20 protein-coding genes are annotated in these 15336 nt (G+C 65.6%); 8 read left to right on the top strand and 12 right to left on the bottom strand.

Features of this window, described 5'->3' with window-relative positions; all coding sequences use genetic code 11:
• Positions 1 to 3: 3 nt before the first annotated feature.
• Positions 4 to 1293: a cytochrome b gene (locus AC07NK_RS06320; RefSeq protein WP_495169737.1), complete on the bottom strand. Its 1290-nt coding sequence runs from the start codon at positions 1291 to 1293 to the stop codon at positions 4 to 6.
• Positions 1294 to 1304: 11 nt separating this feature from the next.
• The gene (petA, locus tag AC07NK_RS06315; protein WP_495169736.1) at positions 1305 to 1877 is read right to left on the bottom strand and encodes a ubiquinol-cytochrome c reductase iron-sulfur subunit; all 573 of its coding nucleotides are present in this window, start codon (positions 1875 to 1877) and stop codon (positions 1305 to 1307) included.
• A 196-nt stretch (positions 1878 to 2073) separates the two neighbouring features.
• On the opposite strand from petA, the gene AC07NK_RS06310 reads away from it, so the two are divergent.
• The 3 genes from AC07NK_RS06310 (at position 2074) to AC07NK_RS06300 (ending at position 4117) form a co-directional block, all read left to right on the top strand.
• Complete coding sequence (locus AC07NK_RS06310; protein WP_495169735.1) at positions 2074 to 2538, top strand: tRNA (cytidine(34)-2'-O)-methyltransferase; 465 nt, start codon at positions 2074 to 2076, stop codon at positions 2536 to 2538.
• Positions 2539 to 2547: 9 nt separating this feature from the next.
• On the top strand, positions 2548 to 3399 hold the full coding sequence (gene hemF, locus AC07NK_RS06305; RefSeq protein ID WP_495169734.1) for an oxygen-dependent coproporphyrinogen oxidase: 852 nt from the start codon (positions 2548 to 2550) through the stop codon (positions 3397 to 3399).
• Positions 3400 to 3517: 118 nt separating this feature from the next.
• The gene (locus tag AC07NK_RS06300) at positions 3518 to 4117 is read left to right on the top strand and encodes a GNAT family N-acetyltransferase (protein WP_495169733.1); all 600 of its coding nucleotides are present in this window, start codon (positions 3518 to 3520) and stop codon (positions 4115 to 4117) included.
• Here AC07NK_RS06300 and AC07NK_RS06295 read toward each other — a convergent pair.
• A complete protein-coding gene (locus AC07NK_RS06295; protein ID WP_495169732.1) occupies positions 4081 to 4812 on the bottom strand; it encodes a hypothetical protein in 732 nt (243 codons plus the stop codon). The two genes, AC07NK_RS06300 and AC07NK_RS06295, sit on opposite strands and share 37 nt — an antisense overlap.
• Complete coding sequence (locus tag AC07NK_RS06290; RefSeq protein WP_495169731.1) at positions 4812 to 5633, bottom strand: hypothetical protein; 822 nt, start codon at positions 5631 to 5633, stop codon at positions 4812 to 4814. The genes AC07NK_RS06295 and AC07NK_RS06290 overlap by 1 nt, the downstream gene beginning before the upstream one ends.
• 139 nt (positions 5634 to 5772) lie before the next feature.
• Between AC07NK_RS06290 and lipB the strand changes: the two genes are divergently transcribed.
• The 4 genes from lipB (at position 5773) to AC07NK_RS06270 (ending at position 7994) form a co-directional block, all read left to right on the top strand.
• The gene (lipB, locus tag AC07NK_RS06285; protein ID WP_495170341.1) at positions 5773 to 6423 is read left to right on the top strand and encodes a lipoyl(octanoyl) transferase LipB; all 651 of its coding nucleotides are present in this window, start codon (positions 5773 to 5775) and stop codon (positions 6421 to 6423) included.
• Positions 6424 to 6526: 103 nt separating this feature from the next.
• The gene (locus AC07NK_RS06280; protein ID WP_495169730.1) at positions 6527 to 6775 is read left to right on the top strand and encodes a hypothetical protein; all 249 of its coding nucleotides are present in this window, start codon (positions 6527 to 6529) and stop codon (positions 6773 to 6775) included.
• A gap of 182 nt (positions 6776 to 6957) precedes the next feature.
• Positions 6958 to 7626, top strand: a complete 669-nt coding sequence (locus AC07NK_RS06275; RefSeq protein WP_495169729.1) for a hypothetical protein — start codon at positions 6958 to 6960, stop codon at positions 7624 to 7626.
• A gap of 53 nt (positions 7627 to 7679) precedes the next feature.
• On the top strand, positions 7680 to 7994 hold the full coding sequence (locus tag AC07NK_RS06270) for a hypothetical protein (protein WP_495169728.1): 315 nt from the start codon (positions 7680 to 7682) through the stop codon (positions 7992 to 7994).
• 28 nt (positions 7995 to 8022) lie between these two features.
• Here the strand turns inward: AC07NK_RS06270 and queE are convergent, their stop codons facing one another.
• From queE to AC07NK_RS06230, 8 genes are all read right to left on the bottom strand, one after another.
• Positions 8023 to 8655, bottom strand: coding sequence for a 7-carboxy-7-deazaguanine synthase (queE, locus tag AC07NK_RS06265; RefSeq protein WP_495169727.1), 633 nt, complete (start codon positions 8653 to 8655; stop codon positions 8023 to 8025).
• A 9-nt stretch (positions 8656 to 8664) separates the two neighbouring features.
• Positions 8665 to 9357: a 7-cyano-7-deazaguanine synthase QueC gene (gene queC, locus AC07NK_RS06260; protein ID WP_495169726.1), complete on the bottom strand. Its 693-nt coding sequence runs from the start codon at positions 9355 to 9357 to the stop codon at positions 8665 to 8667.
• Positions 9358 to 9394: 37 nt separating this feature from the next.
• Positions 9395 to 9799 carry a DUF3617 domain-containing protein gene (locus AC07NK_RS06255; protein WP_495169725.1) on the bottom strand — a complete coding sequence of 135 codons (405 nt, stop codon included), beginning with the start codon at positions 9797 to 9799 and terminating at the stop codon, positions 9395 to 9397.
• 69 nt (positions 9800 to 9868) lie between these two features.
• Positions 9869 to 10780 carry an Hsp33 family molecular chaperone HslO gene (locus AC07NK_RS06250; RefSeq protein ID WP_495169724.1) on the bottom strand — a complete coding sequence of 304 codons (912 nt, stop codon included), beginning with the start codon at positions 10778 to 10780 and terminating at the stop codon, positions 9869 to 9871.
• Positions 10781 to 10904: 124 nt separating this feature from the next.
• Entirely contained in the window at positions 10905 to 11828 is a 924-nt protein-coding gene (gene argF / locus AC07NK_RS06245; protein ID WP_495169723.1) for an ornithine carbamoyltransferase, read from the bottom strand.
• A gap of 53 nt (positions 11829 to 11881) precedes the next feature.
• Positions 11882 to 13078, bottom strand: a complete 1197-nt coding sequence (locus AC07NK_RS06240) for an aspartate aminotransferase family protein (protein WP_495169722.1) — start codon at positions 13076 to 13078, stop codon at positions 11882 to 11884.
• A 154-nt stretch (positions 13079 to 13232) separates the two neighbouring features.
• Positions 13233 to 13640, bottom strand: coding sequence for a hypothetical protein (locus AC07NK_RS06235; protein ID WP_495169721.1), 408 nt, complete (start codon positions 13638 to 13640; stop codon positions 13233 to 13235).
• A 92-nt stretch (positions 13641 to 13732) separates the two neighbouring features.
• Complete coding sequence (locus AC07NK_RS06230; RefSeq protein ID WP_495169720.1) at positions 13733 to 14578, bottom strand: ABC transporter permease; 846 nt, start codon at positions 14576 to 14578, stop codon at positions 13733 to 13735.
• A gap of 60 nt (positions 14579 to 14638) precedes the next feature.
• On the opposite strand from AC07NK_RS06230, the gene AC07NK_RS06225 reads away from it, so the two are divergent.
• On the top strand, positions 14639 to 15319 hold the full coding sequence (locus AC07NK_RS06225) for a GcrA family cell cycle regulator (protein WP_495169719.1): 681 nt from the start codon (positions 14639 to 14641) through the stop codon (positions 15317 to 15319).
• The last annotated feature ends 17 nt before the right edge of the window (positions 15320 to 15336 follow it).

Genomic DNA, 15336 nt, shown 5'->3' with positions numbered 1-15336 from the left:
CTTTTATTCGGCAGCCAGCGCGGTCGGCGCAGGCGAGGTGCCGCCCTTGCCGCCCAGCACAGCCTCGGTGATCGAGTTGGGCAGCGGACGCGGACGTTCCATCGCCGACACGATCGGCAGGATCACGAGGAAGTGCAGGAAGTAATAGACCGTAGCGATCTGGCCAATCAGGATCACGCTTGGCGTCGGCGATGCGCCGCCGATGTAACCCAGCACCAGCACGTCCACGAGCAGCACCAGCAGGAACCACTTATAGGTCGGGCGGTAATTGGCCGAACGGACCGGCGAGGTGTCGAGCCACGGCAGGAAGAACAGCAGCAGGATCGAACCGAACATCGCCAGCACGCCCCACAGCTTCGCCGGGAAGATGAAGTCGATCGTGAACGACTTCAGGATCGCGTAGAAGGGCAGGAAATACCATTCGGGCACGATGTGCGCCGGGGTCGAAAGCGGGTTGGCCGGGACATAATTGTCCGGGTGGCCCAGCATGTTCGGCGCGAAGAAGATCAGCGACGCGAACACCAGCAGCGCCACGCCCACGCCCACGCCATCCTTGGCGGTGTAATAGGGGTGGAACGGCACGGTATCCTGCTCGCTCTTGACCTCGACGCCGGTCGGGTTCGACGAACCCGGAATGTGCAGCGCCCAGATGTGGAGGATGACCACACCGACGATCACGAACGGCAGCAGATAGTGGAGCGAGAAGAAGCGGTTGAGCGCGGCGTTGTCCGGCGCGAAACCGCCCAGCAGCCACACGCGGATCGTCTCGCCCACGCCCGGGATCGCCGAGAAGAAGCCGGTGATCACCTGCGCGCCCCAGAAGCTCATCTGGCCCCAGGGAAGGACATAGCCCATGAACGCGGTGGCCATCATCAGCAGGAAGATGACGACGCCCAGCAGCCACACCATCTCGCGCGGCGCCTTGTACGAACCGTACCACAGGCCGCGGGCGATATGGATATAGACCACCAGCAGGAACATCGACGCGCCGTTGGCGTGCGCATAGCGCAGGAACCAGCCGGCGTTCACGTCGCGCATGATGTGCTCGACGCTGTCGAACGCGATGCCGGCGTTCGCCGCATAGTGCATCGCCAGCACGATGCCGGTGACGAGCTGGAACGCCAGGAACATCCCGGCGAGGACGCCGAAGTTCCAGAAATAGTTGAGGTTGCGCGGCACCGGATAGCCCGCGCCGACGGCGTTGTAGACGAAGCGCGGAAGCGGCAGACGATCGTCCACCCACTTCATCACGGGATGCTTCGGCTCATACTGCTTTGCCCATGGGAAGCTCATGCCAATAGCCCTCAGCCGACCCGGATCGCGGTGTCGGAAATGAATTCATACTCAGGAACATGCAGGTTCGTCGGCGCGGGGCCAGTACGAATGCGGCCCGCGGTGTCGTATGCCGAGCCATGGCACGGGCAGAAATAGCCGCCGAACGGGCCCTTGTTCTCGCCCTCGCCCGCGCCCAGCGGCACGCAGCCGAGATGGGTGCACACGCCCAGCGTGACCAGCCAGTTCGACTTGCCTTCCTTGGTGCGCTGCGCAAGCGTCTGGGGATCGCGCAGGTCCGAAACCGGCGTGGCGTTCGCCTCGTCGATTTCCTTCTGGGTCAGGTTACGCACAAACAGCGGCTGCTTGCGGAAGGTCGCCTTGACCGACTGTCCCGGCTGGATCGCCGACACGTCGAGCTCGGTGGTCGACAGCGCGAGCACGTCGGCCGACGGGCTCATCTGGTTGATCAGCGGCAGCGCAACTACGCCGGCGCCAACACCCGCCCAGGCGACCGCACCGATCGCGAGATAGTCGCGACGGCGAGGATCGGCCGGCGCGTCGATCGCTCCGTCCTGGGTAACAGCTTCATCATGCGTTGCCATGCATCAGCCCTTGCACTTCAAAATTCTGCGCGAATGCGCCTGTAAAAAACCGGTGCGGTGAAACGCGCGAACGCAACACCAAGCCCCCCGGTGCCCCCGGTGGCTGGGCGGCCTGATAGACGGCACATGCCGCATTTGCCAACCGCCTTTTTGCCCGGCTTGCGGCTGGCCCCGCCCCTGCCCTATCGGAGCGGGTATGCGCGTAGCCCTGTTCCAGCCCGATATCGCCGGCAATGTCGGTGCCGTCCTGCGGATCGGCGCGTGCCTCGCCACACCCGTCGATCTGATCGAGCCCATGGGATTCGCATGGGACGACAAACGCGTCGCCCGCGCGGGCATGGACTATATCGACCATGTCGAGGTCGTTCGCCATGATGGCTGGGACGCATTCGAGCGACAGGCGCAGGGCCGAATCGTGCTGCTCACCACCAAAGGTGCGACTCCGCTTCACGATTTCGCCTTCGCGCCCGACGATATCCTGCTGTTCGGCAGCGAGAGCGCCGGGGCGCCCGAACATGTCCATAGGCGCGCCGATGCCCGCGTGATCATCCCGATGGCGCCGGGGTTGCGATCGATGAACCTGTCAGTGTCGGTCGGGATCGTGCTGGCCGAGGGGCTGAGACAAACCGCCCTATGGCCTTCCCCTGCGACGATCGGCTAGGGGCCGCCCATGCTGACCCTCGACGATCAACAAGCCACCGCCCGCGCCTGGTTTGAAGCCCTGCGCGACCAGATCTGCGCAGAGTTCGAAGCGATCGAGCGCGAGGCAGGCTCGGACGCCGGCTTCGACTACACGCCATGGGACCGCGCCGACCCGTCGGGCGAACCCGGCGGCGGCGGCGTGCGCGGCGTGATGAAGGGCAAGGTGTTCGAGAAGGTCGGGGTCAATGTCTCAACCGTCGGCGGCACGTTCGAAGGCGATTTCGCCAAGACGATCCATGGCGCGGGCGAGGATCCGCACTTCTTCGCTACCGGGATCAGCCTGGTCGCGCACATGGCCAACCCGCATGTCCCCGCGGTGCATATGAACACGCGTTTCCTGTGCACGACAAAGCGCTGGTTCGGCGGCGGCGCGGATCTCAATCCCCCGATTCCCTATGCGGACGACACCGCCGATTTCCACGCGACGCTACAGGCGGCGTGCGATGCGCACGATCCCGAACATTATCCGCGCTTCAGGAAATGGGCTGACGACTATTTCTACATCCCCCACCGCAAGGTGCATCGTGGCGTCGGCGGGATTTTCTACGATCACCTCGACAGCGAAGGGGACGCGTGGGAGGCGAACTTCGCCTTCACTCAGGATGTCGGGCGCGCCTTCCTCGAAACCTTCCCCGCGATCGTGCGGCGGCGAATGGCAACCCCCTTCACTGACGCCGACAAGGCGCAGCAGCTCGAATGGCGCGGGCGCTATGCCGAATTCAACCTCGTCTATGACCGCGGCACGCTGTTCGGGCTCAAGACCGGCGGCAATATCGACGCGATCCTGATGAGCCTGCCACCGCTGGCCACATGGGGTTGATGATGCGCCTGACGGCGCACGGCACCGGCCCGCTCCCCCACCCGGCCACCCAGCGGCAGCATAATATGGGTGGCCGGGTGGGGGAGCGGGTCGGTGCCGCATCGCGGAGCGCACAGGCATGTCCCTGATCCCGGTCAAGCCGGGCGAGGTGGCGACAATCGTCACCAGCCTAGAGATGCTCGAGCGGCCCCGCCCCCGGCCGCTACCTGATTCGCCGCTGCGGCTGGTGAAGTGGGAGAAGCCGGCGCCCGGGAAATATCGCGCGCTGTTTCGCCGCATCGGCGAGCCGTGGCTGTGGTTCTCGCGCCTGATCATGGACGAGGCGCGGCTGACCGGGATCATCCACGATCCTGCGATTGAGATCTTCGCGGTCATCGATCCGCGCGGGATCGAGATCGGATTGCTCGAACTCGATTTCCGTGAAGCCGCGACCTGCGAACTGTCCTTCGTCGGTCTGGTGCCTGAACTGGCGGGTCAGGGTCATGGCCGCTGGCTGATGGCGCAGGCGCTGATGCGCGCATGGCTGCCCGATGTGACGCGGGTGTGGGTCCACACCTGTACGCTCGATCATCCCTCGGCGCTGGGCTTCTATCGCGCGTCGGGCTTTGTGCCCTTTACCCGCGCGATCGAGACCTTTCCCGACCCGCGCCTGTCAGGCCATCTGCCGCGTGAGGCGGCGCCTCACATTCCATTGCTGGATCCCGCCAACCGGCGATAGGCGGCGACCCGGACCAGCGTAAAGGCGGTATAGGCCGCAGCAGCCGCGGCAACGGGCAGGATGAACAGCGTCTGCGCCCATTGTGCTCCCCCGGCGAGGGTGATGCCGCTTTGCGCGACGATCAGCAGGGCAAGCGCCGCGGCGCCTGCGACCACCACGACCCCGAAGCCGAGAAATGCGATCCGCCAGCCATTGCCGATGCTGAGGCGGAATCCGCTCTCGACCGCGCGCAGCAGGCCGCGCTCGGGTTCTGCGGCATAGGCCGCGCCCATCAGCCAGGTGCGGCCGAAGACGTAGATTCCGGGAAGGATGAACAGCGTGAAGCCGAGCTGCATTACGGCCCCGTTGGCGAAGCCGAGCAGCACGAAGGGGAGCAGCCGGACCCCGGCGGCGCGCAGAAGACCACCCACCGTTTCGCCGCGCTGGAGGAACAGCTTGAGCAGCGCCAGCGATCCGAACTCGAACGCGATCGAGATCAGCAGCAGCCAGACGAAGTTCGCGCGGTAGAATTCGCTCACCACCTCGCGGAGCTGTTCCTGCGTCGCCTGTTCGGGCAGCGTCATGCTACTCGCCAGCAATGCCAGCGCGAGGAGCGGGAGCAGGTAAAAGACCCCGGCGATGCGGACGATCAGATCGCGTTCCGCACGCCACAGGGCCGCAGCGTCAGCAAGCGCGCCGCCAATTGAAAGTCTCATTACGCGGGTGCGGCCTCTTTGTCGGTGCGGAGCGCAAGGTAGAGTTTGGCGGTGAACGCGGTGCCGAGCACGGTAAAGGCGGTCGAGACCGCGCCGCCCACAATCACGGTGAGCACCATTGCCAGCGACAGCCCGTCCTCACCCCGTCCCGCGATCAGCGTAATGATCGCGCCGAACGCGGTGGTCGCGGCGAGATAGGCTACCGTCGCAACGATGGCATAGAGGATCAGCACGCCGACGATCCGGAGCGCAGAACCCCGCGTCAGCGACCAGCTGCGCGGGATCGCGCCGAACATGGCCTTTTCACCGACGATCGCCGGTGCCACGACGATCAGGCGTGCGCCGAGCCACAGCCCAACCGGCAGCAGCGCAAGAAAATAGAGGACCACCCACAGCATCGCTGCAGGCGGTACCTGCGGCATCGCGCCCGTCGCGCTGGCGCTCAGATCGGCGCCGCTCAATGCCAGGATGATCCCCGCGGGAATGACGAGCAGAAACAGGGCGACGAACAACGCCACCGTCACCAGCAGTGCCGCAGGCAAGCGCCGGGTGGCGACATTCAAAGCGCCGCGACCGATCGCGGGATCGAGCGCAAGCGCGGTCACGGCAAGCTGGCCCCAGAAGGTGACGATCGCGAGCAGCAGCGAGGCAAGTCCCAGCACGGCGGCCAGCCCTGGTGCGGCGCCGTTCTGCAGCCCCGACAGGCTGCCGCTGACCGCCGCCGGCACGAAGATCGCGCCCAGCGCGACCGGCAGCACCGTTCCCAGGTTCTCGCTCAGAAATTCTGCCGTCCGATCCCAGACGGTACCCATGCTGACCATATCACACCCCTTGTCGCGAACCGTTAGCCGATCGCGAAACGGCGCGCCACTAGAGTTGGCTCAGCAGCGCTGAGCGGGCCGGTGCCGTGCTTCAGACATTGCGAAGTTCGGCGACGCGGGCCATCTGCGCCCGATGGAAATGAAGAGCGGCATCGAATGGCGTGTGGCGGAGGGGCGTGTGCCCTACCCCGAAGCGCTGGCAGCGATGGAAGCGCGCGTCGCGGCGATCCAGAATGGCGAGGCGGGAGAGCTGATCTGGTTGCTCGAGCATCCGCCGGTCTACACCGCGGGCACGAGCGCCGATCCCACCGAGCTGATCGACCCGCGTTTCCCCGTCTTCGCGACCGGACGTGGCGGGCGCTACACCTATCACGGGCCGGGGCAGCGGATCGGCTATGCGATGCTCGACCTCTCCCGCCGCAACAAGGACGTGCGCTGCTATGTCCATGCGCTCGAAGGCTGGGTGATCGCCGCGCTGGGCGAATTCGGCATCAACGCCTTCCGCGCCGAGGGGCGCATCGGCATCTGGACGCGCGACGGCGGGAGCGAGGCCAAGATCGGCGCGATCGGGGTTCGCGTGCGGCGCTGGGTGACAATGCACGGCTTTGCGGTGAATCTCGACCCGGATCTCAATGATTTCGGCGGGATCGTGCCGTGCGGGCTGCCCGAATTCCCGGTGACGAGCGCCGCTGCGCTGGGCAAGCAGATCCCCCCGGCGAGCTTTGACGAAGCGCTCGCCCTGGCCTTCCCGACCTTTCTCGATGCGGTAGGTGGCGCCTGCGCTGCCTAAAGCGGGGTTGAGGGGATCGCGCTTAGCGACTAATGTCCCCGCCGGTTTGGGGAATTGCGGCTGACCTGCCCGCCCCAATATCCATATCTAGGGAGCCTCATACATGCGTGCACTTTTCACCAAGGCTGTTGCCGGTTCGATGATCGCCAGCGCAGCGCTGCTGCTGTCGGCTTGCGGCGAGAAGACCGAGACCACTGCTGACAACACCGCGGTTATGGACGTGAACGCCACCGACCCGGTGCTCGACGGCACCATGAGCGACAACATGACGATGGTCGACGGCGCCACCGGCAACGACACCGGCATGGCCAACGACACCATGGGCAACATGACCATGGGCAACGGCATGTAAGTTCGCCCCGGCGAATTTCAGCTGCAGGGCCGCTCGGGAAACCGGGCGGCCCTTTCGATTTAAGCCCTTGTAATTCTGCGGCTTCTTGCGCGGCCGCAACGATGCAGGGCAAAAAGCGCTTGGGCACAGGGTAAAAAATCCGTAACCCCGGACATCACGGTATTGCGTTCAAGAGGGTCAGGATGCTCGTTTCGCGTTTGATGTGCGCGGCCGCGGGAGCGGCGGCATTGTTCGGTGCGGCGCCCGCATCGGCACAATTTTATTTCAAGGGCCCCGATATCGCGGGTCCGCGGGTCACCGGGGAAGAGCCGGGTATTCTCGCGCAGCAACTGCCGGGAGCGAACCCGGGCGAGATTCGCGCCGCGATGGTGTGGAACCTGCGCGCCGCGCTCAACGTCGCCGCGCTCCAGTGCCAGTTCGCCAAGACGCTGCAGACGTTGCCCAACTACAACACCATCCTCAAGGATCACGCCGCCGAGCTGAACAGCTCCTATGCGACGCTGACCAAATATTTCGTGCGGACGAACAAGACCCCCAAGGCGGGCCAGATGGCGCTCGATCAGTACGGTACACGGGTCTATTCGAGCTTCTCGGCAGTCCACGCCCAGCTCACCTTTTGCTACACCGCGGACGACATCTCGCAGCAGGTCATCTTCGCCCCGCGCGGCCAGTTCGGCGAGGTCGCGGCAGAACGCCTGCGCGAGCTGCGCAACAGCCTGACCAAATGGGGCGAATACCAGTTCCCCGTCTTCCGCGCCTATTATGTCCCGATTTCGACCCCGGTCTTCGCCAACGAGAAGTGCTGGCGCAAGGAAATCTACACGCCGGCGCGTTGCCAGCCGAAGAAGTGATGCGATTGGTAGCGGTCGAAGCCCTGGGTGGAGCGGATTGACAGGATCGCTTCATGCCTGATCGCCTTGCCCGTTACCGTAAGGTCGCCGCGTTCGCCGACGCGCCGACGCCGCACCGCAGGGTGATCGCGGCAATCTGGGCAGGCGCTCTCGCATTCGGCCTGACCCAGTTGCTGTTCGGCATAATCTTCGGGGCCGGGGCAGGCGCCGTCTTCTTCTCTTCCGTCGCGCTGGCCATCGCGGCCGCGGTAGCCGCCGGGACGATGAAACGCGCCATGGCGATCGCCTATGGCATCCTCGGCGCGGTCTGGCTGCTGGCGGAGGGGGTTGTTGTTATGCTGACGTGCATCGCCGCCGGACTGGGCTGACGGTCTCGCGGATATCATTACGGCTCGGTTAGCGCAGCCCCAGGCTCTTATGTGCCTGCAGGGTCAGGCGCCATTTCGGCCGTTCGAGCGCGAAATCGACCGCCGCCTGCACATTGGCGGCGGCGTTCGCGTCATCCATCGGCTGGACCAGAAAATGGGCGAAATCCCATTGCTCAAGCATCGCGACATCGGTGCCCGCCTGTGGCCAGACCAGCTTGAGCTCATCGCCGCTGCGCTGGATGACCTCGCTCCCCGCCTTGGGGCTGATGCACACCCAATCGATACCGGGATGCGCGGGCAGCGTGCCGTTGCTCTCGATCGCGATGCGGAAGCCGCGCGCGTGAAGCGCATCGACCAGCGCATCATCGACCTGAAGCATCGGCTCGCCCCCGGTCAGCACGGCGAAACGGCGTTCAGCCCCCGGCCCCCAGAACCCCTCGACCGCCGCCGCCAGCGCCTCCGCATCGGCAAATTTGCCGCCGCCCAGCCCGTCGGTGCCGACGAAATCGGTGTCGCAGAATTTGCACACCGCATCGGCTCGGTCCTGCTCACGCCCTGACCAGAGATTGCAGCCGGCAAAGCGCACAAATACCGCGCGCGCGCCGGCGTTCACCCCTTCCCCTTGCAGGGTGAGGAACATCTCCTTGACCGCATAGCTCATGGCCGGCGCCTACCGCGGGGTTTCGGCATAGCGGGTAGGATCGGGCACGCCCGCTTCCTCGAACCCCCTGGACCGCAGCCGGCAGCTGTCGCACAGGCCACAATGCAGCCCGCCCGGTGCCGGGTCATAGCACGACCAGCTGAGACCGAGATCGAGGCCAAGCCGCATCCCTTCGCGGACGATATCCGCCTTGGTCATGTACTGGAGCGGCGAGCGAATCCGGAACGGCTCGCCCTCGACACCCGCCTTGGTCGCCAGTTCGGCCAGCTTCTCGAACCCGGAGATGAACTCGGGACGGCAATCGGGATAGCCCGAATAGTCGAGCGCATTGACCCCGATATAGAGGTCGCGGGCGCCTGACGCCTCGGCCCAGCCAAGCGCCAGGCTGAGGAAGATCGTGTTGCGCGCCGGAACATAGGTGATCGGGATGCCGCCCTCCTCCACCCCGGTCTTGGGCACATCGATGTCGGCGGTGAGCGCTGATCCGCCGAATTGCGACAAGTCGAGCGGGAGCACGATATGCCGCTCGGCGCCCAGCGCATGCGCGATGCGCCGCGCCGCAGCCAGCTCGACATGATGGCGCTGATTATAGTCGACCGAGAGCGCAAGCAGGCGATAGCCGTCAGCGCGGGCGCTGGCGGCGGAAACAAATGAGTCGAGGCCGCCCGAAACAAGGGCGACGGCAATCTTGCTGTCGGTCATGGTCGCGAGCTACCGGCTTTGCCGCAGCGCGGCAAGTTTAGCGGGCGCTTGCCTTGCACGCGCCGGTCCGCCGGCCCTCATATTCCTCGGTAAAGGGCAAGCCGCGGCTGATCCCCTGCGTCTCGATCCGCACCAAGCGCGGGGTTTCCACCGTGATACGTGTGTCGGTCTTGCCGGAAGGACAGCTGAAGGAGATACGTCCCCCGTTCGCGCCATTCTCGACCACGAAATTGGTGCAGCCCGCCGAACGGTCCTGCAGCTGGAGCAGCACGCGCGGGTCGGTGACGCAGATCGCACGCGTGCTCCCGTCAGAAGCGCGCAACGTCCACTCGCCACGCTCAAGCTGAGCGAGCGCAGAGAGCGTGCCCGATTGGGCAAGCGCGTAGCCGCCACCCGCGATCAAGAGGGCAAGGGCACCAGCAATGAAAGCGACTTTACTCATTTCATCGCCCCTCTAGCACGATTCGGCTTTCACTTAGCTGACAATTAGACCCGGGAATTGCGGCTGTAGTCAGGCGGCATCGACCGCAATCGGGAATTTCTGCGCACAGAACGCGCAATCGACCGTGATGACGCCGTCCTCCGCCATCTCCGCCCGATCCTCGATGCTGAACTTGGCGAGCACCGATTCGATATAAGCCGAATCGCAGCGACAGCCGCGGACGAGATCGACCCCGCCTTGCACGCGCACTTCCTCTTCCTCATTGAACAACCGCCAGACGAGATTCTCGAGCGGCAGCGCCGGATCGGCCAGCTCATCCGCACCCATCGTCGAACCCAGTGCTTCGACATGCTCCCATTCGGGATGTGTCTCGCGCGTATGCAGCCGCTCGCCGTCCGCTTCGCCCTCAGGAAGGTGCTGGAGGAACAAACCGCCCGCGATGCATTTGCCCTGTGCGTCATGACCGATGCCCAGCCGCACGAGCGTCGGGATCTGCTCGGACTGGTCGAAATAATTCTCCGCCGCCTCGGCCAGCGATCCGCCGTCGAGCGGAACGATGCCCTGATAGCGCTCGCCGGTCACCGCCTGGTCGAAGGTCACCGCCAGATAGCCCTGATTGAACAGCGCATAGAGCGACGGAGTCTCGCCCAGCTCGGCCAGCCGCTCGGCATCGAACTGCACATAGCCGCGCAGCTCGCCGCCCTTATAGTCGCAAACCAGCAGGCGGATGATGCCACCACCTCGTTCCGCTGGCGTCTGCGCCTGCAGCGTCAGCTGGCCGTTCGAATCCTTGAGCGTCGACCCCAGCAGTGCGGTCAGCGTCAGCGCCTCGGCGAGCACGCGCTCGATCGGCGCGGGATAGGCGTGCGCCGCCAAAATCCGGTCGAGCACCGGCCCCAGCCGCGCGACACGGCCGCGCGCATGGCGTGCAGGGATCGTGAAGTTGACCGTACGGTCAAGGTCGGTGGGGGGCGTCGTCATCGTCGTGTCTCCACCATTCATGCCTGACCCGGGATCGTTGCCGATCCCGGGTCAGGACGCGAATGGATTGTCAGGTTTCGCCGAATATGGGGAGTTGAAGCCCCGCTTCAACTCGCCGCCGGAATCACCCGATCTGGCCGAAGCACCAGCGCAACACCGCCTTCTGCGCGTGCAGGCGATTCTCCGCTTCGGGCCAGATCAGCGACTGCGGCCCGTCGATCACCGCATCGGTCACTTCCTCGCCGCGATGCGCGGGGAGGCAATGCAGAAACTTCGCGTCAGGCTTTGCCTGCGCCATCAGCGCCTCGGTCACCTGATAGGGTGCAAGCGCCGCGAGCTTCGCTTCGGCATGTGCCTGCCCCATCGAGATCCAGGTGTCGGTAACGATCACGTCGGCGTCCGCGACCGCTTCAAGCGGATCGTTGACCGTACGCGCACGCCCCTTGCCCAGTGCCATCACCTCTTCGGGCAGCGCGAAGCTCTGCGGGCACGCCGCGATCACGTCGAAATGCATCATGCCCGCCGCCTCGACGATCGAGGCGAGGACGTTGTTGCCGTCGCCAAGCCACGCGACCTTGAGTCCGGGCAACGCCTTCCCGCTCTCGAGGATCGTCTGGAGATCGGCCATGATCTGGCACGGATGGCTGTCATCGGTCAGGCCGTTGATGACCGGAACGGACGCGTACTGCGCCATCTCGAGCAGCTTGGCATGATCGTCGGTGCGGACCATGATCGCGTCACAATAGCCCGACAGGACGCGCGCGGTGTCCGCCACGGTCTCGCCGCGGCCAAGCTGGCTGGTCGCGGCATCAAGCACCACCGCGCTGCCGCCGAGTTGGCGGATCGCCATCTCGAAGCTGACGCGGGTGCGGGTCGAACTCTTCTCGAACACCATGGCGAGCGCGCGGCCCGCGAGCGGCGCATCGGCGTCGGGCGTGCCCTTGGGCAGGCCGGCGCGGGCGCGCTTGCGATCGATCGCGTCGGCCAGAATCGCGGCGACACCGTCCGGTCCCGCATCGGAAAGCGAAAGAAAGTTACGATAGGTCATGTGAAAGCTCCCCCGTCACCGCCGGTGCCGCGCTGCGACACCGGCGGGAAGGATCAATCGTCGCTGGGCGGCACGTAGCTGCGCGCGCCGGCGCTCAGCTTCTCGATGCACTCGGAGATATGGCTGTCGTCGATCACCAGCGGCGGAAGGACGCGGAACACGTTCTCGCCCGCAGCGACCGTGAGCAGTCCGTGATTGTCGCGCAGATGCGCCACGAAATCGCGTGCCACCGCCGGCTCCTTGAGTTTGACGCCCAGCATCAGACCCTTGCCGCGGATCTCGTCGAACAAATGGTCGTGATTGGGGATCAGCTGCTCGAACCCCGCACGCAGCCGCTCGCCCATCTGCTCGACGCGCTCGAAGAAGCCCGGCTCCAGCATCACGTCGAGCACCGCCTGCCCCGCCGCCATCGCGAGCGGATTGCCGCCATAGGTCGAGCCGTGCGTGCCGAACACCATGCCCTTGGCCGCTTCCTCGGTCGCGAGGCAGGCGCCGAGCGGGAAGCCGTTTCCGATCCCCTTCGCCGCGGTCATGATGTCGGGCGTGATGCCGTAATGCTCATAGGCCCACATTTTGCCGGTACGGCCATAGCCGCACTGGATCTCGTCGAGGATCAGCAGCAGGCCATGCTCATCGCACGCCTTGCGCAGGCCCTGGATGAACTCGACCGTGCCGGCGGTCATGCCGCCTTCGCCCTGAACCGTTTCGACCAGGAAACCTGCGGTCTCGTCGTCGATCTTGGCGATCGCGCCTTCGAGATCGTTGAACTTCACATAGTCGAAGCCAGGCAGCAGCGGCTCGAACCCGTCGCGCATCTTGGGCTGGTCGGTCGCGCTGATCGCGCCGATCGAACGGCCGTGGAAGGCGTTCTTGAACGTGATCAGCTTGTGCCGCTGCGGGTTGCCGTTGACGTAGTGATAGCGGCGCGCGGTCTTGATCGCGCACTCGATCGCCTCAACGCCCGAATTGGTGAAGAACACCGTGTCGGCAAAGCTGTTGTCGACGATACGCTGCGCCAGCGCCTCACCCTGCGGCGAACCGTAGAGGTTGGAGACGTGCATCAGCGTCGCGGCCTGCTCGGCGATCGCCTTGGTGAACTGCGGATGGCCGTGGCCAAGCGCGTTCACCGCGATGCCCGCGGCGAAGTCCAGATAGCGCTCGCCTCGTTCCCCGATCAGATAACAGCCCTCGCCTCGCACCGGACGCACTTCACACCGCGGGTAGACGGGCATGAGTGGGGTGATCGACATTGACTGCTCCTCCTTCAAAAAACTCGGGCTAGGCTCCGGAAACAACAAAGGCGGCCCAACCGGACCGCCCGGAGCGCGGATTTACGAGCGGAAGGGGGGTGTGGTCAACACCTCGCGGACGCGGTGCGGGAAACTCTCCCCGCACCGTGCGCGCTCAGTCGTCCCAGCGATCGTCGTCGCGGCGATCGTCGTCCCAGCGGTCGCGCTGACGGTCGTCGCGCCGCTCCATCCGCAACCGGTGGATCAGCCGGTCGGCGCGGTCGTTGATCTGCTCGCGCTCCCAGCGCGAATAGCCGTCACGGCGGAAATGCGCGTCGAGCCGATAGAGCTGGCTCAGCTCGCCGCGATAGTAATGGACCTCACGCCGCGACAGGCTCCCGCGCTCAATCGCGCGGTCGAGCATCCATGACGCGCGACGCAGCGAATCGCCGCGATGGCCATATCCACGATCGCCATAGCCCCCGCGCTCGTCACGATAGCCGCCGTCCCAGTCCTGCGCCGCCGCCGGCAACGCAGCCATCGAAGCGCCCGCCAGCGCGAGTCCGATCATCAGTTTACGCATGCTCATCGCCTCCTCAGTCGATGGAGACGGCGTAGTTGCGCACGAAGAACGAAATGCTGAACGCGCCTGACAGCACGCGTTCAGCCTGCCGGTCAGCTCCGCGTCTTCCAGCCCGAGCGCAGAAGCGCGTAGCAGGCGAGCGCAAGCACCACGTCCAGCCCCAGAATCACTGCGCTGCCCAGCATGATCGGCGAATCGGCAACACCGAGGAAGCCGTAGCGAAAGCCCGAGATGATGTAGAAGAACGGGTTGGCGTGGCTGATCGTCTGGAACGCCGGCGCGAGCTTGTCGACCGAGTAGAAGGTGCCCGACAACAGCGCGAGCGGCGCGACCACGAAGTTGGTGACCGCCGCGGCATGATCGAACTTCTCGGCCCAGATCGAGGTCATCACGCCCAGCAGCGACAGGAACAGCGCGCCGAGGAAACCGAACCACAGGATCGCCCAGAAATGATGCGGGGTTACGCTCACACCCGGCCACAGCGCCATCGCCAGCCAAACCGCGCTGCCGACACAGAAGGCGCGCGTGACGGCGCCGGCACACAATGCCGCGAGCAGCTCGCCCGTGGACAGCGGCGGCATCAGATAGTCGACGATCGTCCCTTGAATCTTGCCGACCAGCAGCGAGAAGCTGGCGTTGGCGAAGGCGTTCTGCAGCATGGCCATCACGATCAGGCCGGGCGCGATGAAGTCGGCGAAGTGAACGGACACGCCGTCGAGCGTGACGGTGCGGCCGCTGCCGCCCAGTGCCACGGTGAAAACGACCAGAAATAACAAGGTGGTGATCGCCGGCGCCCAGATCGTCTGGAGCTGCACCTTGAAGAAACGGCGCACCTCCTTCACATATAGCGTCCACAGCCCTCCCCAATTGACGTTGCGAATCACCGGAACGCCGGGGGCGGCGATGATGGTTTCATGCGACTGGGGTTGTTCGGCCATGGTTAGGCCGGGTAATGGCTCCCGCTGCCCCCCGCAACGGGGATGATGAAGGACGTTTGAATGAGCTGGACCGACGAACGGATCGAGACGCTGCGCAAGATGTGGGATAGCGGCCTGACCGCCACCCAGATTGCCGAGGAGCTGGGCGGAGTCAGCCGCAATGCCGTGATCGGCAAGGCGCATCGCCTCGGCCTCGCCTCGCGCCCCTCGCCCGTGAAGCCCAACACGGCTGAGCCGAAGCCTGCCGCCCCCACCGCTGCTGCAGCGCCGCCGCCGCCTCGGCCGGCTCCCGTACCGAAGCCTGTACCCGCTCCCCCTGCTGCTGCAGCGCCCGAACCGCGCGAGTCCGCTCCGGCAGCCGATGTGCCTGCGGAACCCGCGACGGCCAAGCCCGCGACCCCCGGCCCGGTGCTGCGCTCGGTCGGTCCCGGCGGCTTCATCCGTCAGAACCCGGGCGAACAGGCGCCGCCGATCTCGCCCGCTCCGCCGCGCCGCCTCGTTCCCGCCAAGCCGAGCGATGCGATCGCGGGCAAGACCAGCCTGCTCGATCTCAACGACAAGATCTGCAAATGGCCGCTCGGCCATCCGGGCGAGCCCGATTTTCACTTCTGCGGCGACAAGGTGAACCCCGGCTTCCCTTATTGCGTCGCGCATTGCGGCCACGCCTATCAGGCGCAGCTTCCGCGCCGCGACCGCCGTCCGCCGCCGCCCATGCCCTATGGCGGCCCCAGAGTCCGTTGAGCGCGTCGGTTAAGCGC

Source organism: Sphingomonas sp. GW821-FHT09B04 (assembly GCF_059418285.1).
The sequence above is the reverse complement of the archived record's forward strand: the minus strand, read 5'-3'. Positions and strand labels throughout refer to the sequence as shown.

Coding starts and splice junctions, on each gene's coding strand:
- AC07NK_RS06320 (WP_495169737.1), bottom strand. CDS start 1,293: ATGAGCTTCCCATGGGCAAAGCAGTATGAGCCGAAGCATCCCGTGATG.
- AC07NK_RS06290 (WP_495169731.1), bottom strand. CDS start 5,633: ATGGTCAGCATGGGTACCGTCTGGGATCGGACGGCAGAATTTCTGAGC.
- AC07NK_RS06250 (WP_495169724.1), bottom strand. CDS start 10,780: ATGACGACGCCCCCCACCGACCTTGACCGTACGGTCAACTTCACGATC.
- AC07NK_RS06310 (WP_495169735.1), top strand. CDS start 2,074: ATGCGCGTAGCCCTGTTCCAGCCCGATATCGCCGGCAATGTCGGTGCC.
- lipB (WP_495170341.1), top strand. CDS start 5,773: ATGAAGAGCGGCATCGAATGGCGTGTGGCGGAGGGGCGTGTGCCCTAC.
- AC07NK_RS06270 (WP_495169728.1), top strand. CDS start 7,680: ATGCCTGATCGCCTTGCCCGTTACCGTAAGGTCGCCGCGTTCGCCGAC.
- argF (WP_495169723.1), bottom strand. CDS start 11,828: ATGACCTATCGTAACTTTCTTTCGCTTTCCGATGCGGGACCGGACGGT.
- AC07NK_RS06280 (WP_495169730.1), top strand. CDS start 6,527: ATGCGTGCACTTTTCACCAAGGCTGTTGCCGGTTCGATGATCGCCAGC.
- queC (WP_495169726.1), bottom strand. CDS start 9,357: ATGACCGACAGCAAGATTGCCGTCGCCCTTGTTTCGGGCGGCCTCGAC.
- AC07NK_RS06295 (WP_495169732.1), bottom strand. CDS start 4,812: ATGAGACTTTCAATTGGCGGCGCGCTTGCTGACGCTGCGGCCCTGTGG.
- AC07NK_RS06230 (WP_495169720.1), bottom strand. CDS start 14,578: ATGGCCGAACAACCCCAGTCGCATGAAACCATCATCGCCGCCCCCGGC.
- hemF (WP_495169734.1), top strand. CDS start 2,548: ATGCTGACCCTCGACGATCAACAAGCCACCGCCCGCGCCTGGTTTGAA.
- AC07NK_RS06275 (WP_495169729.1), top strand. CDS start 6,958: ATGCTCGTTTCGCGTTTGATGTGCGCGGCCGCGGGAGCGGCGGCATTG.
- AC07NK_RS06235 (WP_495169721.1), bottom strand. CDS start 13,640: ATGCGTAAACTGATGATCGGACTCGCGCTGGCGGGCGCTTCGATGGCT.
- AC07NK_RS06255 (WP_495169725.1), bottom strand. CDS start 9,799: ATGAGTAAAGTCGCTTTCATTGCTGGTGCCCTTGCCCTCTTGATCGCG.
- AC07NK_RS06225 (WP_495169719.1), top strand. CDS start 14,639: ATGAGCTGGACCGACGAACGGATCGAGACGCTGCGCAAGATGTGGGAT.
- AC07NK_RS06240 (WP_495169722.1), bottom strand. CDS start 13,078: ATGTCGATCACCCCACTCATGCCCGTCTACCCGCGGTGTGAAGTGCGT.
- petA (WP_495169736.1), bottom strand. CDS start 1,877: ATGGCAACGCATGATGAAGCTGTTACCCAGGACGGAGCGATCGACGCG.
- AC07NK_RS06300 (WP_495169733.1), top strand. CDS start 3,518: ATGTCCCTGATCCCGGTCAAGCCGGGCGAGGTGGCGACAATCGTCACC.
- queE (WP_495169727.1), bottom strand. CDS start 8,655: ATGAGCTATGCGGTCAAGGAGATGTTCCTCACCCTGCAAGGGGAAGGG.